20 protein-coding genes are annotated in these 23,505 nt (G+C 35.9%); 1 reads left to right on the top strand and 19 read right to left on the bottom strand.

What is annotated here, in order from left to right; translation table 11 throughout:
- Nucleotides 1–7: 7 nt before the first annotated feature.
- Nucleotides 8–703 (bottom strand): CoA transferase subunit A, encoded by a 696-nt coding sequence (locus tag N0O92_RS08250; RefSeq protein ID WP_315614196.1) that lies wholly within the window; start codon nucleotides 701–703, stop codon nucleotides 8–10.
- A 242-nt stretch (nucleotides 704–945) separates the two neighbouring features.
- On the opposite strand from N0O92_RS08250, the gene N0O92_RS08245 reads away from it, so the two are divergent.
- Entirely contained in the window at nucleotides 946–1,848 is a 903-nt protein-coding gene (locus N0O92_RS08245; protein ID WP_315614195.1) for a LysR family transcriptional regulator, read from the top strand.
- Nucleotides 1,849–1,940: 92 nt separating this feature from the next.
- On the opposite strand, the gene N0O92_RS08240 is transcribed toward N0O92_RS08245, so the two are convergent.
- The 18 genes from N0O92_RS08240 to N0O92_RS08155 all read right to left on the bottom strand — a co-directional run bounded on the left by N0O92_RS08240 (nucleotide 1,941) and on the right by N0O92_RS08155 (nucleotide 23,421).
- Entirely contained in the window at nucleotides 1,941–3,599 is a 1,659-nt protein-coding gene (locus tag N0O92_RS08240) for a glycoside hydrolase family 43 protein (RefSeq protein WP_315614194.1), read from the bottom strand.
- A 109-nt stretch (nucleotides 3,600–3,708) separates the two neighbouring features.
- Nucleotides 3,709–6,384 carry a sugar-binding domain-containing protein gene (locus N0O92_RS08235; protein WP_315614193.1) on the bottom strand — a complete coding sequence of 892 codons (2,676 nt, stop codon included), beginning with the start codon at nucleotides 6,382–6,384 and terminating at the stop codon, nucleotides 3,709–3,711.
- 26 nt (nucleotides 6,385–6,410) lie between these two features.
- Nucleotides 6,411–7,382 carry an ROK family glucokinase gene (locus N0O92_RS08230; protein WP_315614192.1) on the bottom strand — a complete coding sequence of 324 codons (972 nt, stop codon included), beginning with the start codon at nucleotides 7,380–7,382 and terminating at the stop codon, nucleotides 6,411–6,413.
- Between the two features lie 115 nt (nucleotides 7,383–7,497).
- Nucleotides 7,498–8,919, bottom strand: coding sequence for an MFS transporter (locus N0O92_RS08225; protein WP_315614191.1), 1,422 nt, complete (start codon nucleotides 8,917–8,919; stop codon nucleotides 7,498–7,500).
- A 265-nt stretch (nucleotides 8,920–9,184) separates the two neighbouring features.
- Nucleotides 9,185–10,150, bottom strand: a complete 966-nt coding sequence (locus tag N0O92_RS08220; protein ID WP_315614190.1) for a sugar phosphate isomerase/epimerase family protein — start codon at nucleotides 10,148–10,150, stop codon at nucleotides 9,185–9,187.
- A complete protein-coding gene (locus N0O92_RS08215; RefSeq protein ID WP_315614189.1) occupies nucleotides 10,143–10,601 on the bottom strand; it encodes a C-glycoside deglycosidase beta subunit domain-containing protein in 459 nt (152 codons plus the stop codon). The genes N0O92_RS08220 and N0O92_RS08215 overlap by 8 nt, the downstream gene beginning before the upstream one ends.
- Nucleotides 10,602–10,653: 52 nt before the next feature.
- Complete coding sequence (locus N0O92_RS08210; RefSeq protein ID WP_315614188.1) at nucleotides 10,654–11,559, bottom strand: sugar phosphate isomerase/epimerase family protein; 906 nt, start codon at nucleotides 11,557–11,559, stop codon at nucleotides 10,654–10,656.
- 83 nt (nucleotides 11,560–11,642) lie between these two features.
- Complete coding sequence (locus N0O92_RS08205) at nucleotides 11,643–12,764, bottom strand: Gfo/Idh/MocA family protein (protein ID WP_315614187.1); 1,122 nt, start codon at nucleotides 12,762–12,764, stop codon at nucleotides 11,643–11,645.
- Between the two features lie 323 nt (nucleotides 12,765–13,087).
- Nucleotides 13,088–13,738, bottom strand: a complete 651-nt coding sequence (locus N0O92_RS08200) for a TetR/AcrR family transcriptional regulator (protein ID WP_315614186.1) — start codon at nucleotides 13,736–13,738, stop codon at nucleotides 13,088–13,090.
- Between the two features lie 138 nt (nucleotides 13,739–13,876).
- On the bottom strand, nucleotides 13,877–15,097 hold the full coding sequence (locus N0O92_RS08195; RefSeq protein WP_315614185.1) for an MFS transporter: 1,221 nt from the start codon (nucleotides 15,095–15,097) through the stop codon (nucleotides 13,877–13,879).
- Between the two features lie 159 nt (nucleotides 15,098–15,256).
- A complete protein-coding gene (locus N0O92_RS08190; protein ID WP_315614184.1) occupies nucleotides 15,257–15,664 on the bottom strand; it encodes a C-glycoside deglycosidase beta subunit domain-containing protein in 408 nt (135 codons plus the stop codon).
- A gap of 15 nt (nucleotides 15,665–15,679) precedes the next feature.
- Nucleotides 15,680–16,699, bottom strand: coding sequence for a sugar phosphate isomerase/epimerase family protein (locus N0O92_RS08185; RefSeq protein ID WP_315614183.1), 1,020 nt, complete (start codon nucleotides 16,697–16,699; stop codon nucleotides 15,680–15,682).
- Nucleotides 16,700–16,894: 195 nt separating this feature from the next.
- On the bottom strand, nucleotides 16,895–18,403 hold the full coding sequence (locus N0O92_RS08180; RefSeq protein WP_315614182.1) for an ABC transporter substrate-binding protein: 1,509 nt from the start codon (nucleotides 18,401–18,403) through the stop codon (nucleotides 16,895–16,897).
- A 171-nt stretch (nucleotides 18,404–18,574) separates the two neighbouring features.
- A complete protein-coding gene (locus N0O92_RS08175; protein WP_315614181.1) occupies nucleotides 18,575–19,459 on the bottom strand; it encodes a carbohydrate ABC transporter permease in 885 nt (294 codons plus the stop codon).
- Between the two features lie 11 nt (nucleotides 19,460–19,470).
- On the bottom strand, nucleotides 19,471–20,400 hold the full coding sequence (locus N0O92_RS08170; protein WP_315614271.1) for an ABC transporter permease: 930 nt from the start codon (nucleotides 20,398–20,400) through the stop codon (nucleotides 19,471–19,473).
- Nucleotides 20,401–20,639: 239 nt separating this feature from the next.
- Nucleotides 20,640–21,722: a Gfo/Idh/MocA family protein gene (locus N0O92_RS08165; protein WP_315614180.1), complete on the bottom strand. Its 1,083-nt coding sequence runs from the start codon at nucleotides 21,720–21,722 to the stop codon at nucleotides 20,640–20,642.
- A 12-nt stretch (nucleotides 21,723–21,734) separates the two neighbouring features.
- On the bottom strand, nucleotides 21,735–22,520 hold the full coding sequence (locus tag N0O92_RS08160) for a sugar phosphate isomerase/epimerase family protein (RefSeq protein ID WP_315614179.1): 786 nt from the start codon (nucleotides 22,518–22,520) through the stop codon (nucleotides 21,735–21,737).
- A gap of 274 nt (nucleotides 22,521–22,794) precedes the next feature.
- A complete protein-coding gene (locus N0O92_RS08155; RefSeq protein ID WP_315614178.1) occupies nucleotides 22,795–23,421 on the bottom strand; it encodes a YesL family protein in 627 nt (208 codons plus the stop codon).
- Nucleotides 23,422–23,505: the final 84 nt, after the last annotated feature.

Genomic DNA, 23,505 nt, shown 5'->3' with positions numbered 1-23,505 from the left:
ATTTTAGTTAATTTGCGCCTTGAACCGTTAAACGCTCAATTCGTTTTTCTTGCTTTCCGACAATCAGGCCTTGAACGTAAATACTTGGAGTATGAATTTCGTCCGGATCTAATTCACCCACTTCAACCATTTCTTCTACCTCAGCAATCGTGACTTTTCCGGCAGCAGCCATCATTGGGTTAAAGTTTTGCGCTGTTTTTCTGTACACTAAGTTCCCCATCTTATCTGCTTTCCACGCTCGAATTAAACTATAATCAGCAGTAAACGCTTCTTCCAATAAATATTCTTTTCCATTAAACACTCTTGTTTCTCTTCCTTCAGCAATTGGTGTTCCCACGCCAGCCGGGGTATAAAAAGCTGGAATTCCTGCCCCACCGGCACGAATTTTTTCAGATAAAGACCCTTGTGGTACAAGTTGAACTTCCAATTCTCCACTTAGTACTTGTCTTTCAAATTCTTTATTTTCCCCCACATATGAGGCAATCATTTTTTTGATTTGTTTGTTGTTTAACAGGAGACCAAGACCCCAATCATCAACGCCGCAGTTGTTTGAAATAACCGTTAAGTCTTTTACATTTTTTTCACATAATCCTTTAATGAGGTTTTCTGGGATTCCAACAAGCCCAAATCCTCCAACCATTAACGTCATGCCATCTTGTATTTCCTTTACTGCCTCTTCGAAACTCGTATAAATTTTCTTCATTTTCCTGCCCCTCTCATACAATGATTGCTAAACTAATCATGCTCCATATTTGTAATAATTGTTAATGTTAACGTTTACAAAAAATCCCCTCAATTATTTTTATTCCGTCATCCCTCCTACTTGAATGTTCAATCTAGAATTTTCCGATATTTCTTTCTTTTATTTTACAACAACTGCTTTTATGAGTAAAATGAATAAAAGTAATAAAGATTATTACTATAATGAATAAATGAGGGATCACTTTGGAATTGAAGGATTTGCGGTATTTTATTGAAGTCGTAAAGTACGGGAGCTTTACGAAAGCAGCAGCCCATACTTATATCTCACAACCAACACTAAGTAAGTCGTTAAAAAAGTTAGAAACTGAACTCAAAGTAGAATTATTTGAGCGCTCTACACGAAAATTGAAATTAACGGATGCGGGTGAAATTGTTTATAAACAAGGAGCAAAGATATTAGGAACTACGAATGAACTTACAACATTATTAGATGATTTAATACATTTGCCGACCGGAACGATCAAAATAGGCATTCCCCCATTAATAGGAACTCTTTTTTTTCCTACTATCGCCAAAAACTTTGGAAAAGCTTATCCTGACGTTACTTTAGAGTTAGTGGAGTTAGGGGCCAAACGGATCGAACAATTAGTGGAAGAGGGACAAGTAGATGTTGGCATCATCGTTTTGCCGATTGATCATAGTAAATTCAATATTCTTCCTTTTATGAAAGAAGAATTTATGCTCTATACTCATAAGGATCACTCGCTAGCAAAAAAAGAAGCTGTTAACATTCAACAGCTAGCAGAGGAAACATTTATTCTATTTAACCGAGAGTTTGCCTTACATGAACTCATTATTGAACAATGCCATAATGCAGGTTTCCAACCAAATATTGCTTTTGAAAGTTCACAATGGGATCTCATCGCGGAACTTGTCAGTGCCGAGTTAGGAATTACGTTACTGCCTAAATCCATTTATGCAAAGATGAATTCAGATGTTATTCAAATGATTCCTATACAGGAACCTCCGATGTGGGAACTAGGGGTGATAACGAGGAAGGAGCGTTATCAATCTTTTGCGGTGAGGACCTTGCTTTCGTTTTTGTCAGAAGAGTCTCATTTGACTTTTTTCAGTAATCAATCTTAATGAATTAAGGTTCTTTCTTCAAGAGCGAGAATACGGGACAATATTCTCGCGTGAACAAGTTAGTGAATGTCTCTCAGAACTTAACAATCTTATTACCGCTTATAATCAAGATGCTCAGTTCCTTTATATTCAAACCAATCAAATTCTACAAAGTTTTCGCTTTCCTTCCCATTTGAACTAGCAAACATACCTACCATCGTTCCAACCATGCCGCCAACTATCTCAGGGTTTATCTTTCTACCATCTGCATTCTCGTAAAGTAAGTTCGATCTTCCATCCGGCTTGCTGTAATAAAAACTATACGTTTGCCCCTCTGCAATAATGCTAAGAATGATATCTTTACTATCAACTGCTACGCTTGCCAATTCAGTCTCCGTAGTAACACCTTTGAAGTGCGGTTGGTGTGGATATCCATTTAGTTCACTAGTACACTGGATAAGTCGTAAAATTTGCTTCCCTTTTTTCAAGGACCGTTCTAACCGAAATTGGTGATTAGCTGCCTGCATGACAACGAGACCCACAGTTTCATTCTCGCTTAACGCATGATAATGCATCCTGACTGATATATGAAAACTAGGGTGTTGTTGTCTACGTCCGATAAAACTTAAGCTAGGCACAGCCTTATCTATAAAGGTTGTAGATAAATCTATTTTACGAAGTTCTTGGCTTATTCGGCGTGGTAGTAGTTTCATCGTTAACTTGCTGTCTGATACTTTGTAGAAATCCTCATAAGGTGTTCCGAAGAAAACCCAATCAAATCCAAGTTTCTCACCATCAAAGTCGTCCCTTATTGGGGTTGTTTTTGGTGTGAAAGAAGGCAAATCTGGTGCAGGATAGCTCCATTCTATTTTTCCAGTTCCAGGGCTTATTACTGGAAACCCGTCCTCCCAAACGACCGGTGCGATAAACGTTTCCCTGCCAAGATTTTTATGATATCCCTCAATTAAGCGAGAGCCAAGCATGACTGCATACCACTCGCCACTTTTCAGCTCTACGAAATCTGCATGTCCAACATTACAGATTGGATAATGCTTTCCGAGGTGACGATGCGTTATAACAGGGTTTCCAACATATCCCTCATAATCATCAAAAATATGTCTACTCCTTGCCACCGTTACGGCATGATAGTGCTCTGTCCCTCCTTCTGCAATGACCAAGTAGTAAAAGTCGTCCTTCTTGTAAAGATGGGGGGCTTCGGGTGATGCACAATTTTTTAGAGCACCTCCCCAGATTGTTCGCTTCCCTCCCATAAGACGCATATTATCCAAATCCATTTCACTTATCCAAATAACTTGTTCTCCGTGTGTTCCATCCTCATTCGTTTCTTGTCTCGTACCGGTGATATACGCCTTCCCGTCATCGTCAAAAAACAAAGAAGAGTCAATACCCGGACAGTCTTGGAGCCAGTAAGGATCTGACCACGGACCACGCGGGTCAGAAGCGGTTACAATAAAATTCCACTTATTACTGACATTCGTTGTAATCATATAAAATGTACCGTTGTTATATCGAAGCGTTGGTGCCATGATTCCTGCTGTCATATGGTCTGCCGTCGTATGAAGTTGCGATTTCCGATCGAGTATATGCCCGATTTGCTCCCAATTCACAAGATCTGTACTGTGAAAGATAGGTACTCCTGGAAACAAGGAGAAACTGGAGGTAATCATATAAAAATCATCCTCCACCCGACAAATTGAAGGATCCGGGTAAAAACCTGGTAAAATTGGATTATGCAACTGCTTTTTCTTCAAAAAGATCACCTCTATTTTTATTGAGAAAATCAATGAAACTATAATTCAACTAATGAAAAGGTGTGCCCCAAAGTAGCACACCTTCAAAGAAACAGTAAATATTTATTAGTTACATCAATAAAGTGATCTTTCCATACATTCCCGTTGGCTCAATTGGATCATGTGAAATCATAAACGGCGGCTCCGGGTGATTTAGTCGGTCTCGATCTAACGTTGTGGCCACTTCAACACGAATCGTATTTGTACCTTTCCTTAAATAGCGTTCAACCTCAAATACATACGGAGGACAAACTTTCATACCTACATATTCACCGTTAATCCATAACTCAACAGCTTCATAAATATATTCAAAGGTTACTAGCCCTTGTTTGGATATTTTGTCTAGCTCAAAGGTTTTTTCGTACCTAATGATCCCTGCAAAAGTCGGCATTTCTTTTGAAACAGGCACCAATTCCTCCATGATCTTCCCTTCATCAAAGTTTGGATATTCATTACTCTTGACTAAGGAATACTCCCAGTTTGTAGATAAATCTTTGCTATACTTTGATGAAGCTACCTTTTCAGAAAGAGGAATATACAGTTCAAGATTATCTAGATCTTCTCCATTTTCAATCACGATACAAGATTCATAGGGTCGTAACTCTAAATAGATACTGCTCTTTCCGTTCTCTGTTTTTACCGATATCTTTTCAAACTTATTTTCTAGACCATGATAAACAACTACAGAGCCACTAATAGGTAATTCTATTTCCCCACTAAAAGTCTCAAATGCTGATTCATTTTGAAACATATAAATATTCGTTTCTTTTACATAATGATAGTATGTTAAATCTTTAAATGGTTTCTTTAACTGAATATCATACATTCCATTGGCTTTTAGTTCATTTGCTAGATCGTCTAATGGTACTACTTTGCATTCGTTCATTGCTTCTAAAAGTTTTTTAGAAACAGTTGCTTCAACTTCATTAGAGATCGCTTCAGGCCTTTGATTAACAAAGATAAAGTCCAAACTTTTATTTTCTATTATAAATTCCGCCAACTCTTTCGTTATAAATTGACTATATGGAAAAACTAAGCATTTAAATTCTTCTCCATTAATGAATAACCGGTCATTCTCTACTTTCCCATTATACGAACCTAGGTTACTTAACATATCAATTGGCACAAAATCAAAATCAATCTGATTTTCAGTTAACACTCTCGCTGGTTTTTGCATTTTCATATAGTCCCCAGTCCATTCACTCTCTCCGTGATATAACACAGCTACTGGAGCTACATGAGTACCACCGTTAAAAATATGACACAAGCGGTTCGCATACTGCATAAGATAGGCAAAATGTTTAAATTGGGGATTATGTCCTCTTGCATAAAAATGTGGTGGACAATCAAAATCTGGATATTCTCGCATAGAAAAGGCATGAGGTACGAGGTGATTTATCCCACGTACAACTAAGTGGTCCAAAATATATTTCATATCTCTAACCCCAAGTTTCCAACCGTATGCACCAAATAATTCACACATTGTTCTTCCTTTTTTCTTAGGATCGAGATGACCATAAGAAGACCCTAGTTTCCCCAGTGAATAATGGTAGAATTCTCCGTCTCCTTTTGAAATTCCAACTCTCTCTAATCCCGCTCCACCAAAGATAACCTGTCCGCCAATAACGTCAATCCCAGACATATGTTGGCCTGCCAATGCCCTAAAGAAATGACCGGCCCCACTCCCTAGTCGACTATGTTGATCATTGTCTTCAATCACATGTCCAATGTATTCGACATTATGCTTTTCACACCATCTACCTAATTGACTACTAAAGTTCTTTTCATATAAACGGGTGATAATATCCATATACGTATATCTTGTATGAACACAAAGATTCATTTCTTCCGTGCTGGTCCACAAAAAAGGTAATTGAGCCTTCCACTTCTCCCCTAAAGCACTCTCTAACCACTTCTTTGCTTCTTCACTCCAAGGGAGGGGCATATCTTTTTGCCCAATTGTCTCATCAAAATCAAACCCTTTCACATTGCCAAATGCTGGCTCATCAGAGAAAAAACCAGCAAACGTTTCCCCAAAATCCTCACTGTAACGTTCATAATGCGGTAAATATACCGCTTCTAACTGTGTGCTAACCGATTCTTCATCAATCATATTAATATATTTTGGATTTCCGCCATCTGTTTTCGTTTCGTAAACGACAAAAATTCTCCAACCACCTTCTGGTAATGTACATGTTAAAAAGGAACCCGCTACTCTGTCCGTTAAGTCAATTACTTCCTCCAGAACAACTCCATCTCTTACCAGTTTCGCTGCGACAACACTAATTAATTTGTTGTTTTTTTGCTCTTCTTTGTCTATCTGTTTATCTAAATCTAACCAGGAGGTACGGGGCTTTAACATTGGAGCAATATTTATCGTCACTTCATTTTGGGCACCTAATACATCGACAATATTGTAATGAATATAGGTTTTCTTTCGCTTCGGGTATTTTTTCTCAATTAACCCATTCGCATAACCTGTAGGAAAATGGGCATCATCCAACACCCACACACGCATTCCTCTCTCCTTTGCCTCTTCCATGACAATATCTAGGTCATGCCACCACCCAGGCCCTGCAAAGTCAGGATGTGGTCTTGCTTCTACACAAACCGCTCTAATTCCACATTCGTAAATTTTTGCCATTTCTTCTCTAATAACTTGTTCCTCTTCCCCTCTCATCCATAGAAAAGGAAGGATATAATTTTCCGTTCGATCAATCTTTAATTCATGAATTGTTTTTTTCATAACACTGCCCTCCGCAAAAAAAGACGTTAATACCTTACCACCTTATTTTGAATAACTAGAGATCCTGCTCCTATAACTCCTGCATCATTTCCTAACTGTGCTAGCTTGATTTTTGTACTAGTTCTTACTTGCGGGAAAGCAAACTGCTGAAAATACTCTACTACTCCTTCTAACAGCATATCACCGGCTGCAGACACACCGCCGCCAATCACAATGAATTCTGGATTTAATAAATTAGCTATATTGCTGCAAGCCAACCCTAAATAGTAATATAATGTGTCAACTATGATGGCAGCCAATTTATCTCCTCGTTTTGCTTGGTCAAACACTGTTTTTGCAGTTATTTCCTGTCCATTTTCAATTAACATTTTTAATTCTGATTCATTCTGATAATCTTCCGATAAATCTCGAGCTAATCTGACAACACCTGTTGCACTCGCAACAGTCTCTAAACAACCGTAATTTCCACATGTACATTGATACCCATTAGGTTCAACATGCATATGGCCGATTTCTCCTCCACAACCCTCTATTCCATGAACTAAATTTCCCTCTGCAATAATGCCGCCGCCAACACCTGTTCCAAGCGTAATAAATGTAACGTTTGAGCCATTTGCACCTGCACCTTTCCAGCGCTCTCCTAATGCGGCTACATTTGCATCATTATCTATGAAAAAGGGAATCTTTGTTCCAGCTTCCATCTGCTCTTTTACTGGTTGTAATGAACTCCAATTTAAATTGTAAGCTCCAATAACCGTACCTTTTCTCGGATTAACGGATCCAGGAGAACCCATCCCAATACCTAAAACCTCATTTGCTGAAATTTTATATATATCTAGATGCTCGTTAATCGTCTCAATCATGCTTGGAACGATGTTCTTCCCTGCATTTTGAATATCTGTCTTGATGCTCCACTTTTCTTGAATCTCCCCTTCCTCAGTCAGAATGGCAAATTTTATTGTTGTACCACCTAAGTCGATACCAATAACTTTATTCATAATCATACCTCCCAGCTTATTTAATACGAGAGCGATAAAATTCAATGTATAACCAATAACATTAATTAGATTAATCAGAATATATTTTCGTTAATACTATTATTCTAATGGTAGATTAAGAAACTATATTTCCAGACTGTATTCGTTTTTTAGCTAGACTTAACCTTACTTCTGTAGCTCTTTGTTCAGTCAACCCATAAAACTTAACAATGATCATTGCAAGTCCAAATAGCAATGCAGGCATTAGATTAACAACCATATTTATGCCATTTATCGCTTCTGCTGTTTGTTCTGTATTTGCTACGTACCCAAAAACCGCTAATAATACAAGCGCTCCAGACCCACTAATTGCACTACCAAATTTTGTTGATAAACTTATAGCTGCATTTGCCGCACCATCAACCCGTATCCCCTTTTTATGTTCCATGTGATCTATAGCGTCCGGAACCATAGCAATTAGAATGGGAAATCCAAAGAGTGAAAGACCATACCAAAAAGTACCTACTAATAATAAAGGAATATTACTAAAGTCAACAAAGTATAAAAAAACTAATGAAGCTAATGCAGAACTATAGGATATGTATAGCATGTTCTTCTTCCCAACTTTTGTTGCAAATCTTGAAAAAAGAATAATTCCGATAGCTGTGGCTATAAATGGTAATGGCATGAAAATAGCAACCAACTCCATCCTCTGTACTACATACATATAATAGTAAATAACCGTACCCATTCTTCCAAAAAAAGCTGTCATCGTTAATAACATGATGAAGAAAATACACATTAAAGGTTTGCTAGAAACAATCATTTTTAATGATTGTTTTACAGGAACTTTATTTGGGTTGATGGGGGTTACAACTTCTTTACACTTAAAAAATACTAAATAAAATAAAGGGACTGCTAAACTAGCAAATATGAGAGCTGTCATAGTAAATCCATAAGCAGTAGGCTGGTCGCTTTGACTAAAAAATAAAATGATTGGCATAGAAATGAAAGATAACGTTACTCCTCCTAACTGCTTTCCTACCATCCTATACGAGCTAACGGCTTGTCTTTCTTCTGGATCTTTCGTCATAACAGCACCTAATGATCCATAAGGTAAATTTACAACTGTATACAGCATTCCTAACATAATGTAAGTAAACGTTGCCCATGCAATTTGAGCAATCGTATTGCCTCCAAAGCTAGGTGCCGTGAATACAAGCACACTAAATATCGCCAAAAATGGGGTCCCATATAATATATAAGGCCTAAATCGTCCATGCTTTGATTTTGTTCGATCCGCTAGTATGCCTAACATTGGATCATTAATACCATCCCAAATACGTGAAACTAGCATAAGCACAGCTACAACTGCAGGCGCTAAACCAACAACATCTGTATAAAAAAGGAGTAAGTAAGAACCTATGAACGTCCAGACAAATTGACTTGCTAAATCTCCAAGCCCATATGAGATTTTTGTTCCCGTTGACAATTTTACTTCTTCATTTTTTACTACTTCTACTTCCATTTTGTTTTGATTTATAGCATTTGTGCTCAAATTTATACCCCCTACCAATAATCAGTAACCGCTTTCACAATTAAATCTAATTATAAGAAAGCGTTATTATTTTGTCTCTAATTATTTTCGAAAAATGTATTAATTTGTTTTTTTGCACAATCTTGATCGATTCGTAACATCCTATCACTGTTACTTCTTAAAGGTTGTCTTATAGGATCCTCTTCTTCCTTTTTAAAGGAAGACATACTCTTTACTATAATACGAGAAGGACTACAATTTGATTATAAGACAACCTCTCCAATTTTTATTTAACTAACAATTTTCTCTCCATTTGTAAATGACGCTTTGTCATTTCAATGGCATTTTTGGATGCTTCGTATTCAGACATGATATAGCCATTAAAATTAGAGTTTTGAATAATAGGCAATATTTCATCATATGGGATACTCGCTTCCTCAAGACTCTCATGCATATAATGGAATTTCCCATGAAAGTGTACAACATAAGGCATAATTTTCTTTAAACCTTCAAAATCAGGTTCGCGATAGAAGGTGACGAACCCATACATTCCTTGAAAAGCACCCATGACAGCACCATCTGCTCCTGCATCCAATAATCGTTGTCTTGCTTCATCTCTTGGAACCTCGTCATAGCGTAGTTGCGCAGCCATTTCTAGCAATTCAACTGGTGCTCCATTCTCAATCGCTTGATCCCAATATACTTTATTTGGACGTGTCGCAAAACAACCAAAATCAGGTGTAAATCCGATAAACTTAGAACCTGTTTTCTCAAACACTTCCATATATTCTTGCATAAATGGCGATGTCGGCGTTTGAGGGTTATGAATTTCAACTCCGATTTTCACACCGTAATTCTCGGCATAAGGGGCTAATTTTTCAAGCGCTGCAGGCGATAAAAGATACTGCACGCGCATCACCTCACACCCTAGTTTATTAGCAGTTTTTAAATCAATAATGGTAGATTGCAACATCTCGTCTTCAGTCAAATTCCGATCGGATCGCATCCCACGGTCTGTATTTGCCCCATAAGAAACAAATTTAATTCCATATGCATTTGTCATCCGAGTAAATTCATCTAGAACTTTATCACTAACAAAAGGATATGTTGGTAACATTTGTGAGCCTACTAATTCAAATCCTTCTGCACCGAGTTCAGCAGCTGTTCGAATACAATCTTCTAATGTCAAGATTCCTTTGACATAATCGGTGGAAAAACTAAAAAGCGAAACACCTAACTTTATGTTAGCCATTAACCTGTACCCCTTCCACAATTTGTAATGTTTTCGTACCGCATGAATCCAGCACTGCATAATCATGTTCCTTATTACTTCCGGGAACAGGCATATATGGGATACGTACTAAAAGGGTGACATCAATTGTATGTTCCCCTTCAGACAATCCTCCGGGCGCATAAACCTTAATAGTAGCTGGTTCAATGACATTCCAAAATTCTGATATGAGACTCGGTATTTGTTGTAATGTAAATTCTTTTTCATTCAGACACAAGCTAAGATCATCTGCATGTACTTCTTTTCCGTCAACTTTAACCGCTAACTCTTGAATACACGATAAATAATGCCCTCGATAATTACTTAAACGAATTTGAAATTCATACCCCAATCTTTTTCCATTCACGTACGTGTTTTTAAGACTATCATTACAAACAACATCTACGAAATCTAACTTCATTTTAAACGCCATTTTTTCTCCTCCTTTTAAAACGCTTTCTTTTTTAAAACAAAAGATGTTATCGTTAAGCGAAAAACTGGCTTAGATAATTCTTACTAATTTTGATAGATTCTTTTTTCATTTCTATTGTATCTTCAAAAGCCTTGTCCTCTACTTCAATAACAGCATAGCTTTTATAATTAATATCTGTTAATGCCGATACATATTTAGCCCAATTTACATCGCCTAACCCTGGTAATTTAGGGGCAATGTATTCAAGTGGTGTTGCCATAATTCCTACATCATTTAGTCGGTCTTCATAAACTTTAATATCTTTAAAATGAATGTGGAAAATACGGTCTTTGAACTCATATAGCGGTTTAATATAATCCATTTGCTGCCATACAAAATGAGAAGGATCAAAATTCAAACCAAAATTCTCATTCGGAATTATATCAAATACACGTCTAAAAATAGCAGGCGAAGTCATTAAATTTTGACCCCCTGGCCATTCGTCTGATGTAAATAGCATTGGGCAATTTTCAATCCCAATTTTCACACCCAACTCTTCTGCATAGTTGACAATCGGTATCCAAGTTGTTTTCATTAACTCTAAGTTTTCTTCAACGGTTTTCGACTGATCACGACCAATAAATGTGTTGACTAAAGGTACATCTAATTCTTTTGCTGCTCTAATAAGTTTGTATAAGTGTTCAATGTACACACTGCTTTTTTCTTGATCAGGATCTAACGCATTCGGATAATAAGCAAGTGAAGAAATTTCAATCCCTTTTCTTGCTATGTATTCTTTCACATAATTCACATCGTAGTTATCCACATCAAGATGGGTAACTCCAGCATACTTTCTTACCGCTTTTCCTTTTGGCCAAGCACACAATTCTACACATTTAAAATGATTCTCTGATGCGAAGTCTATCACCTCTTCAAAGGTACACTCATCAAGAATGGCTGTATTAAAACCTAGTAACATATACATCTTCCTTTCTATTTAGAATCACGTTATAGATAATCCCCTAATTAAAAAAGAATTTAATTTAGGGGATACATACATTATTAAGACAACGTAACAGCTTCGTCAGTATTTAATTTAATTGTTTCACCCGTTTCAGCCGCTTTATAAATAGCTTCAAGAATTTGAGTAACAACAAATGCTTCTTCAGGCTTTACTAATGGTTCTGTATCATTGATAATCGCCTCTAACCATTGCTTTGATTCTTGAACGCCGACGCCAGCTGCCGAAGCATCAAAGAAGTCAACTCCTCCAATTACAGTTGGCTCTTGTGTTACTAACTCCCCATGTTCGGATTTATTAATAACCAAACGGCCAGGTTTGCCCATTCCATGAATAATTTCTGCACCAGCTTTCGTTCCACATAATGTCGTTGCTGCTTCTTTTGCGTCTGTTGTGTTTAATACCCATGAAGATTCTAAGAAAATCGTTGCTCCATTTTCCATTTTAATAAAACCAAATGCTGAATCCTCTACTTCAAATGTACTTGGATCCCATGGTCCAAAAAGATTTCCTTCCACTTGATCAGCCATTTTGTGAAATATTGATCCTGTAACCGAAACTGGCTTATAATTCCCCATCATCCATAATGTTAAGTCTAAAGCGTGAGTACCAATATCAATTAAAGGTCCACCACCTTGAGCTTCTTTATCTTGAAATACGCCCCAAGTTGGAACAGCTTTACGACGAACCGCATGTGCTTTTGCAAAATAAATCTCACCTAATGCATCCTCATCACATGCTTTACGCAATGTTTGCACTTCACGTCTTAATCTGTTTTGGTATCCAATTGTAAATTTCTTACCTGATTTTTTCCAAGCATCTAACATTTGTTTCGCATCTTCACTCGTTGCAGCCATTGGCTTTTCACATAGCACATGTTTACCAGCTTCAAACGCAGCAACTGTAATAGGGCAATGCGAGTTGTTTGGTGTTAGTACGTAGACAACATCAATTGATTCATCTTTTAATAATTCATGATAATCACTGTAAACTTTTGAATCGTCTGATCCATATTTTTCTTTTGCTTCAATTGCCCTTTCTACTATTACATCACAAAAGCCAACGACGTCAGATAAATCTGATAATTGCGCAAGTGATGGTAAATGTTTTTGATTCGCAATTCCTCCACAACCGATAATTCCAATACGTAATTTGTTTTCCATATCAAATTCCTCCTAGTAGTAAATTTATGAATTACTGTTAGATTTAATTGCTTTTGAGAATATTCTAAATTTGATTACAACAATAATATACCACATTGGTTTACTAATTGTAAACCATTATTTTATTGTAAATGTTTTATTTTAATTAAACAAATTACATATTGTTAAGCACAGCGCAAAAAACCTAGTTAGAGTTTCCTGAATGGCAACACTAACTAGGTTTATTATGTAGATTTTATATCAGGTTGTATTTCCTAATGTTTTTACCATATTTCACAAAAACAAAAGAGCATCAACTGAGACGCTCCTAAAGTGTAACTAGCTTATTTTTCCTTTTTCACATATTGCAGGACCATAGCAAAGACTGTATTCATGATTTCACTAAAGTCTAGATCGTGTTCCTTTTTTAACACTTCACCTCTTGTGACTAATCGTTGAAGCAAACTAATCGTTGTTTCAAATATAGTAAAGCCAACTTTATCGGGATCAATATCTGGACGTATAGAACCATCCTCCATCCCTTCTTTTAAATACATATCCATTAAGATATTACGACCTCGTCTACCTTCCATGACAAATTCACGGTAACGCTCAGCAAGATCCTCATTAGGAAAATTATTATTATAATAATGATCAAAAAATCCAATATACTTAATATGGTTTGGATTTTCAAATGTAAACTTCAACCAAATTTGCAGTAGACTTTCAAGTTTCTCTAGACCAGTCCCTCTCTCTACTGTTTGCTTATTAATGTACTCGACCATTTCATCGATAACCTTCATCTGTACTTCAAATGCGATATCATCTAATGTACTAAAGTATTTATAAAACGTAACTCTGCTTACACCAGCAATTTCACAAATGTCTTTCATTTTCACTTCAGAAAAATCTTTTTCTAACAGTAGTTTCTGTGCCGCTTTAATTATTTCTTCTCTATTTTTATTTCTCATTTCTTTATGCCAAGTTGTACTCATTTGTGCTTCACACCACCGCTCTTAATTAGTTATTTCAAAGATAATTTACAACAAGTTAACCATTTACATATACTATATCACATTTTTTTCTAAGTGTTAATGAATTTGCTCCCACTCTAGCAAAAAAGTTACAGAATTTTACAAAGGCTTATTTTGTTTAACCTTTTTTGCTTCAAAATGAGCCATTTCTTTATTAGCACCGATCATCGTTACAAATAAACTCCCTAATAGAATGATTCCTATAAGGAAAAACGGCAAATTAATTTGAATATCGAATAACATTCCTGCTAATGCAGGTCCTATTATATTTCCTATACTTCCATAGGAATTGTTCATTCCAGCCACATAGCCTTGTTCGTCACCTGCTTTTTTTGATAAAAGTGTGTTGAGTCCTGGTCGGAGTAAGGAAGTACTAATAGAAAATAGAATAATCATAAACAGAAGGTAAATAAAATCCCCTGAAAATAACATTAGAACAATAAACAGGGCACTTAAAGGAAAACATATTTTCATCATCCGCGTTTCCCCTAAAGAACGAACCATTTTATCAAAGATCATTGCTTGAACGATTACGCCGACTAATGCTCCAACGGTTAAGAGAATAGCAATATCTTTAGGGCTATAGCCATGTTTATTATCTACATATAGACCTAACGTAGTTTGAAATGCAGCTAATCCAAATGTTAGTGTGAGTATAAGCAAAAGCAACCAAAAATAAGGTACCCTAAGAGATCGACTAAACGGTTTTAGAATACCTTCTTTTTTCTTCCCCGCCATCCTAGCTTCTTTCATTTTCTCTTTCGTTAATGTTTCTGGTAAGAACAGAAGAGATAAGATGGTTGCAATAAAGGCAATAACGGTAGAAACGTAAAAAGGAACGCGTAAGCCAAATTCAGCTAAAAGACCACCGATACCTGGACTAATAACAAAGCCAAGCGACATAGCAGCACCTAATAACCCCATTCCTTTGCTTCTTCCCTCTTCCGTTGTTGCATCTGCCACATAGGCTAAGTTTGCCGGAATTAAAAAGGCAAGGCCGACCCCACCTATAAGCCTGGAGAAATAAAGCATCCAAAGCTCCTGACCGAAACTAAATATGAATTGTGACAATGCCAAGATGGCTAAACCTATAATATTCATCCGCTTTCGTCCATACTGATCGGCATATTTCCCACCTAAGGGCGAAAATAAAAATTGAGTTAGCCCCATTGCAGCAACAAGGTAACCAAGATCTTTTCCACTAGCACCAAATTCTAAGATGAATTTAGGTAATACCGGAATAATTAACCCCACCCCAATAAAAGCAATAAACATATTCATCATTAAAATGAAAAGTGGAAGGTTTCTTTGCTTAGCCATTGTCACACCCCCTTTATAAGTTATTACAATTTAATGAAATTAAATTCAGTATGTGACACGGTAAAACGGGCAGCACCTAAATGATGCGCCCGTTTTGTTACTTTTATTTAACTAACTGCATCCATGAATGCAGTAATGTTTATTTCTTAATCATCTCTATCAGAGAGTTAGTGTCTTCGTAGAATGGGAAGCGGCAATCATAGGAATGTACGATGCTCTTATATGTTGTTCGGCTGTAATTTCATGTTGCCCCTCACTTAAACCACCTTGTTTTAAACAAATAATGGTAGCTATTTGTTTTATTTCCCATCGATCGTCATATACATTCTCCATTTCATCTAATGTATAAGTCCGATCATCGAGAAAAAAACGTATATCTTTTCGAGGTATTTCATCGCCATCCACTTTGATTTTTATATCTTCAATTTGTGAAAGGATATACCCTCGGTAATTAGCAATTCTTATCTTCAGTTGAAATCCAATCACTACTCCATTTTCTATAACATTGCTAAATCCATCTTCACAAATCATATAGGTGTCATAACCAAAAACATTTCCAACGGCCATACGATCCCTCCTTATTTAAACGGACTGTGTTTTTTCAAGGTAACTTTTCAACATTTCTTGATGACGTCGTACTTGTTCTACTTCGTCATATCCAGTATCGATATCTTGCGTTAGGCGCTGTCCCTCATATTCGCTCATAATATATCCTGAATATCCACCTTCTATCAAATAAGGCATGACATTCTCATAATCAACATCTGGTTCTTTATTATCATCATTCATTTCATAAAACTTACCGTGAATGTGCGTAATATATGGCATAAACTCTAACAAATATTTAGGATCATGATAAGTCCACACTCCGATAACTACCCGCTGAGCTAACCAAATATCAACAGAGTTCGCACCCATTTTTGTTACTTTTTCAACTAAATCACTAGGAATTTCACGGTTTTTATAGACATTATCTATATATTCTGTGATATGATCTTGACCTCCATGTCGTAAAGATTCGTTTATAACTACCCGGGGTATTGTTTTGGAAAAGGTACCTAAGTCTGGCATAATTCCAAAATGTTTCGTCCCCTTCTTTTGAGCTAATTCTATATTCTTGTTCACCCATTCGCTTGTTAAAATATGTGGTGCATGAGCTTCTACTGCAATCTTTATATCTAGTTCCTCGGCATACGGTATACACATTTCAATGACTTCAATTGGCAAATGAAATGTTAATCGTACAATCTTAAAATTAAGTTTTTTCGCCACTCTCATAAGGTCTATTAGTTGATCAAGGATTTCCTTATGTGTCGTCATTCTATTTTTATAAACCTTTGTTTCTCCGTATACATCTAGACTAATAGGTTCAGTATCATATTTAGCCATCCATTCATGCCAATTCACAACAAACTCATCTGATAAGTTATAACTAATACTTGGGTATCCAGGAATCATCTGATCTGGCAACATCTCAATTCCTCTAACTCCAAGCTTCGAAACCGTTGCAATACAGTCTTCTAATGACATTTCACCAGTATAATATTTTTCCTGAAAGCTAAATAAAGATATTCCACGTTTTATATTATGTGCTTTTTCCATCGCCATCCCTCACTTTTTACAAATAGGTTAATTAGGTTTGAATAGTTTACTATTAAAAGCCTTAATTTTAAGTAGCTTAGAAAGCAGATTTTACTCATACATCAATAATGAATTCAAATCATTCTAACAAAACACTTCCAAATCAAGATTATTGAGGGCAACCATGAAATGGTCTTCATAGTTGCCCCTAAATTATTAATTATTTTTAGCCCATTCGTCTAATTGTCTTTGTTTCTCTTCAATATATTTGTCAATACCCGCGTCCTTTAGTCTCTGAATAAATTCTGGTAGATGTGTTTCCGGATCCATTACACCCGTTTCAAGTGCAATTGCATATTCGTTTTTCACATTGTCAAGTGCAGTAAGCTCTGAACTAACTGGAGTTGGATCAAAGATAAATCCTAGTGCTTTTGACTTTGTAGCATTTTCATTAAAGGTTCTTGTATCTTCCCAAAGAGTAGGTTCATCTCCTTCAGCAATATAGGTTAAAAATGAATCTCCCCAAAGGTAAGACATAGCAATACGGTATCCATTATTAGATCCATCAACACCTTCTGGGTAAGTAACTAAATTGTCATTATTGAATACATAGTGTTCCCCTTCAATCCCCCAGTTTAGTAGATTGACTAGCTCCTCATCAACATACATGAGATTTAAAAATTGCATTGCTTTTTCCGGATCTCCAGAGTTTCTAGGGATACTCCACATTACACCTGTAGCATGATGCGTATATGAAATCGGTTCCCCAAGGCTTACACTAGAAATTGAAACTCCAGCCCCTCTTGACTCCTGCCCTTCTACTCCCGGCTTTTGCGGTCCAAACCAACCGAAACTCTTATTTCCTGTAAGTAAAGCTGAACGTGATTCTGTCGTTGTTGTTATGTCTGATAAGATAAGTCCTTCCGTATACCATCTTCTCATTGTACTAACGAATTCTTTATATTCGTCTGTCTCATATAAATTTACTACCTCTAAATTATCTGAATCATTTGGAAGAACTCCAAAGAAATCTCCTAAATTATCAAACCATGAAACGACGTTCGTATGTGGAACTGCTACATTAAATGGAAGCAAAGGTTCAACCCCAGGCTCATTTTCCTTTATCGTTCTTAATACTTCTTCCAAATCACCCATTGTCTTGACACTTTCCAAATCAATATTATGCTTTTCCACTAAATCCGTACGCATATTAAACCCTACACTTCCTGCAAGATCTCGATTTGTTGGGATACCAAATAATTTGCCATTAAGACGAGGAGCATTTAGAATCTCTTCATCCATTACATTTTTTATATCCTGTCCAAACTCTTCAAGAAGATCATCCAATTCAAGCAACTGACCTCTTGTCGCTCTTCCGGTAAAGCCCATACGACCAGACGTTACTGCTAAATCCAATTGTTCATTTCCAGATAAAATTAAATTCATTTGTTGTGTATAATCACCAAGGGCAATTGGCATTAACTTTACGGTAGCATTGATCTTCTCTTTCGTAAGTTCATTTACTTTTTCCTCGACCAACTTCATGTCTCTAGGTGGTTCACCAGTAATGTAAAAAGCAACATTAAGTTCTGTCATTTCTCCATTTGACTCGTTTACATCTCCCCCACCCTCTTGCTGCTCAGTAGTAGAAGTGCTATTACTACACGCTGCTAAAAAGAGAAATAATGCAACAAAAATAATGTACATGCTAAGTTTTCTTCTCATTATTGACCCTCCAATATAATGTAAATGTCCAACGTATAGTGCACAACAATATGAACTTACTGTCAGTAATTAGTTCATCCCCCCAAACCCTAGTAGTAATCTTCCTATGGTCAAACATACTTAAAGTATGGGTACCATCATTTTTTTGTTCTTAAAAAATATAATAATGAGTTACCCTTTTACCGCTCCCACTGCAATCCCTTTTCTAAAGTACTTTGTGAAAAAGGGATACGTGATCAGGATAGGAAGAATTCCTATTACAGCGATGGCCATTCTTACCGTAGTACTTGGCAAGTCTGCCGCTGCCGACGCATCACTTGCTAGGTCGCTATTTTGTAAGAATTGTATATCTGTCATAATTCTATTCAAGAGATTCTGAATAGTATATAAACCAGGGTCTGTGATAAATAACATCTGATTAAACCAATTATTCCAATACATCGTTGCCATCAATAAACCAATCGTCGCTAAAATGGGCAAAGAAAGCGGTAACACTAATGAGCGAAAAATACGTATTTCCCCTGCTCCGTCTATTCGAGCTGATTCTATGATCGAATCTGGTATCGTGGTCGTAAAGAACGTTCTCATGAGTAACACATTAAATCCATTCATTAATAGGTAAGGAATAATTTGTGCCCATATCGTATTCTTTAAATCTAGTAAATTTGTATACACTAAATAGGTTGGGACAAGTCCTCCATTGAAAATAATCGTAAAGAAAACAAGAAATCCTAATACGTTTCGAAGAGGCATGTCTTTTCGAGACAATGGATAAGCTAACATTGCAGTCATCGTTAAGCCTAACACCGTTCCTACAACCGTCACGAGAATTGTAATTCCATAAGCATGTAGGATTTGTCCTCTCTGATCCCATAAGTATGAATAAGCATCTAAACTAAATTCTTTTGGGAAGAAGGAATATCCATATTGAACAACCGCTACCTCATCAGTTAAGGAAGAAATGATTAATAAAACAAAAGGTAAGATGAACACCGATGCGACAAACATCATGAAGATGTTTAACGTCCATTGCCTATTTTTATTTTGTACTTTCATATTCACACCCCCTAAAATAAAGCATTCTCTTTATTTTTTCTGCGAACCAACCAGTTCGATATCACAACTAATACAAACCCGACAATCGATTGGTAGAATCCAGCTGCAGCTGACATACTAATATCCCCAAGCTGCATGAGCCCTCTAAATACATACGTATCAATTACGTTAGTCGTACTATAAAGTGGACCTGAATCCATCGGAACGACATAGAATAATCCGAAATCCGAATAGAAGATCTTTCCTATCCCGATAAGTACAAGCATGACGATAACCGGTGCAATAGACGGCAGGGTGATGTAGCGAATTTGTTGCCATTTTGTCGCCCCATCTAATTTCGCTGCCTCGTAATACTCATTGCTTATTCCAATCACTGCAGCAAAAAGAATAACAGTAAAAAATCCGACATCGTTCCACACTTTGACTGATGTTAAAATCCAAGGCCAATGCATCGCTTCTGTATACCACGACACTTGATCTAAACCTAATAGTGGAAGAATCGTTTGATTCATAAGTCCTGTTCTCGTACTAAATACAGCGAAAACTAAGTAACTAATAATGACCATCGAAATTAAGTATGGGAGCAACACAACACTTTGATAAAATCTAGCTAGTAGTTTGTTCTTAACTTCATTTAATAGAATTGCTAAAGCTAATGCGGCCACCATGGTGAAAACGATAAAGGCTGAATTATATAAGATCGTATTTCTAGTAATCACCCAAGCATCTCTCGTACTAAACAAATACTCAAAATTCCGGAACCCTACCCAATCACTTCCCCAAATTCCCTGAGCAAAATTAATATCTTTAAAAGCGATAAAGAGCCCAAACATAGGGATATAGTTATTAATTGATAAGTAAAGCAAACCCGGAAACATTAATAGAAAAAGAGGCACAAACCGTTTCTTCTTACTTAATCTTAGCTTTAATGGTTGTTTCATGTTTATTTCAACATGTTTCGTTTCCCTAGTAGCAATTATTTTTGCCATTATGAGCCCTCCTGTTTTACTTTTACAATAAATAAACCATTTACAAATATTAATCTATTTACACTGTGTAAATCTTATATTCCTAGTATACATTGAGAGACTTTTCTTTGCAAGCGTTTTCTTAATTATCGAAAAATAAAAAAAACCAAAACTTTATTTCTTTTCTATCTCTTATCTTTTGTACTACAAAATTAATAACTATTGTGTAAAACTTGGCTACATGAGCTGATACATAGAGGCTCTTGCTTCTTTGCTGAATCATAGAAATGATCAACAATTTCCATCATATAGACTCCGTGTTCTGGAGGAGCGATTGGTTCCTCATTAAAAATAATGCAGTTCACAAAGTGCTCAAATTCATTCTTAAAGAATGTGCTCTTATCTATTTTCGGGCTTATATCTACACAGGTACCGTTTATTTCAGAATAGATTTGTAAATTCCCATTTATCAAACTAGCTCCACCTTTAGTCCCGATTAACTCTACGAATGTTTTTTCTTCTGCTATATTTGCCGCCCAACTAAATTCAAAACTCACAGTACGTCCACCCATAAGATTTAAAAATCCTACTGCACTATCTTCAACATTGTAGATACCGTTTACACTTCTGCTATAGCCAGGTCGATCTCGGGTTAATGTTTTATCGAAGTTTGTAAAGGTAGAGCCCGTAATATATGATGGATCAGGCATCCCCATTAGATACAAGACTAAATCTAAATAATGAACACCTAAATCAATTAGCACTCCTCCACCAGAAAGTTCTTTATTCGTAAACCACGTTCCTCTTCCAGGTATGCCGCTTCTTCTAATCCAACCAGCTTTTGCCTGATAAACCTCTCCTAAAAAGCCTTTTTCAATATAATCTTTTAAAAATACCGCTTCATTTGTAAATCTATTATTTAATCCAACCATTACTTTTTTCCCAGATTTATTTTTCGCATCCAAAATACGTTTCGCTTCCTTTGCATTGATCGCTAATGGTTTTTCACAATGAACATGTACTCCATTCATCAATGCGAAAATGGCTATATCAGCATGTAACGAATTTGGAGTACAAATGCTGACAATATCTAAATTTTCTTTTTTTATCATTTCAACATAATCATCGTACACATTTTCAATCCCGTATTGGCTTCCTATCTTTTTAGCTTTTTCTTTATTCACGTCACATATAGAGACGAATTCCACATTAGGGACTTTAAGATATCCTGAAATGTGTTTTCTTTCTGCATTTCTCCCTGCTCCAATTAATCCATATCTAAGGTTTCTAAACATTCTAGTTTCCTCCTAAACTAATAAGTTTTTCATATATGAAATGGTATAATCCACACCTTTTTCCCCTAATTCTCCTGTCCAAATCGGGGAGTGAGGTTCGATACTAAGTCCTTGATGATATCCTTTCACACGTAACAAAGATAAAAAAGTCTTCCAATCTGTTTGATCAAGCCCGGCTGGCGGATCATCTACTCTTTTACCATCTACCAATAAAGAACCTTTTAAGTGAACATGTTGAAAGCGATCCCCCCATTCCATTGTTTCTTTTAGATAATCTCCCCCGTCATAACGACAATGTGAAGGATCATATTTGATTCCTAACTCTGTTACATGTCCATGAACTACTTTCCAAGTCTCCGGTGTGTTAACAAAGTTTCCTTTGCGACAATTATAAGTAGAAACAGTAACATTCTTTGATTTTGCATATTCAACTAATCTCGATAAAAATCCAATCGCAGCCGTACAGTTCTCGTAATAAGAAAGTTCTGGAACATAATTAACCCCACAAACAAAATTCGAACATTTTAAATCACTTGCTGCATCAATCAATTTGAAACATTTCTCAAGTTCGCTTTCAATTATTTGACCTTTTTGGTCAATACGCAAAGATTTCCACCTGCCAATAGATCCAACCTGTATGTCATATTGTTCGACCCATTTTTTAAGCTGATAGCGATCGTTATAAAAACCTTCAACATCATGACCATCATTAATACAAAACTCCAAGAAATGAAGACCTTTATCTCTGGCACATTGAAAACTTTCTTCCGTTGGTTTTGCAATGATTCCTAAGTTCATTTTTTGACATCCTTTCAAACAGTTATCGGTATGTTTTATCGTCATAGAATTTCACTAAAACATTTACTAACAGTAAATGATTAATAATTAGTTAACGGTTAATATTATGTTAACACGCTTTTTTTATTTTCTCAACTAATTTTCAGAAATTTTCTATATCTCCTAACTAATCAAAAATTGTATTTTCCTCGTGTTTTTATCAATAAAAACATCAGCTCTATGAGGCAAACTCATATAACTGATGTTTTTAATAATCCTATAGTTTTAAAAGATTTTATATATTATTCTTTTGTAACTTAAAATCATTTTTCCTGAATGCATAATAGGCAAAAAACATAATTACAAAACTTATTAAACTTCCACTAAAAAATGGGGTTAATCCAGGAAATTGACCTATTAAAAACAATATAGCTAAAAGCCCCGCAGACATTGAGATTGTGGAAAAAGGATTAAGAATCATGAATAAAAATGAGACTTTTAATACTTGAATGGGTTTCATTTCGTAATGAATATAGACTGGAATAACATACAGAAGTGTTAGAGAATACAATAAACTTACTATTAATAGTAAATAATAAAAAATATAAACCCATGTATCTCTGAATTGGGCTATGACTCTTAAATCTACATACAAAACAACTCCGATAAAAATGATAATAAGTCCTAGAACATTACTTTTGACGAAATTTGTTTTATATGCTACCCAAAACGTTTTAAAAATGGGAATATCAACCTCTTTCATGATCCATTTTCGAATAATAGAGAACATGGCTATAGTTGCTGGGAAAAATCCAAAAACAAATAAACCTACAATGGTAAATAGCATCCAAAGAAAATTTACATAAGCAAATTTCATTATCCAATTAGAGACTCTATATATTCCCCACATAGCCCCTTCCATAATTCCACCTCTTGTCTTATTGTTATAAAACTTACTTTACACCCACTAAATAGTTTACTATTTGTAAATTATATATAAATTCTA

The sequence above is a fragment of the Alkalihalobacillus sp. MEB130 genome (assembly GCF_032335535.1).
Classification (GTDB): domain Bacteria; phylum Bacillota; class Bacilli; order Bacillales; family Bacillaceae_D; genus Halalkalibacter.
The sequence above is the reverse complement of the archived record's forward strand: the minus strand, read 5'-3'. Positions and strand labels throughout refer to the sequence as shown.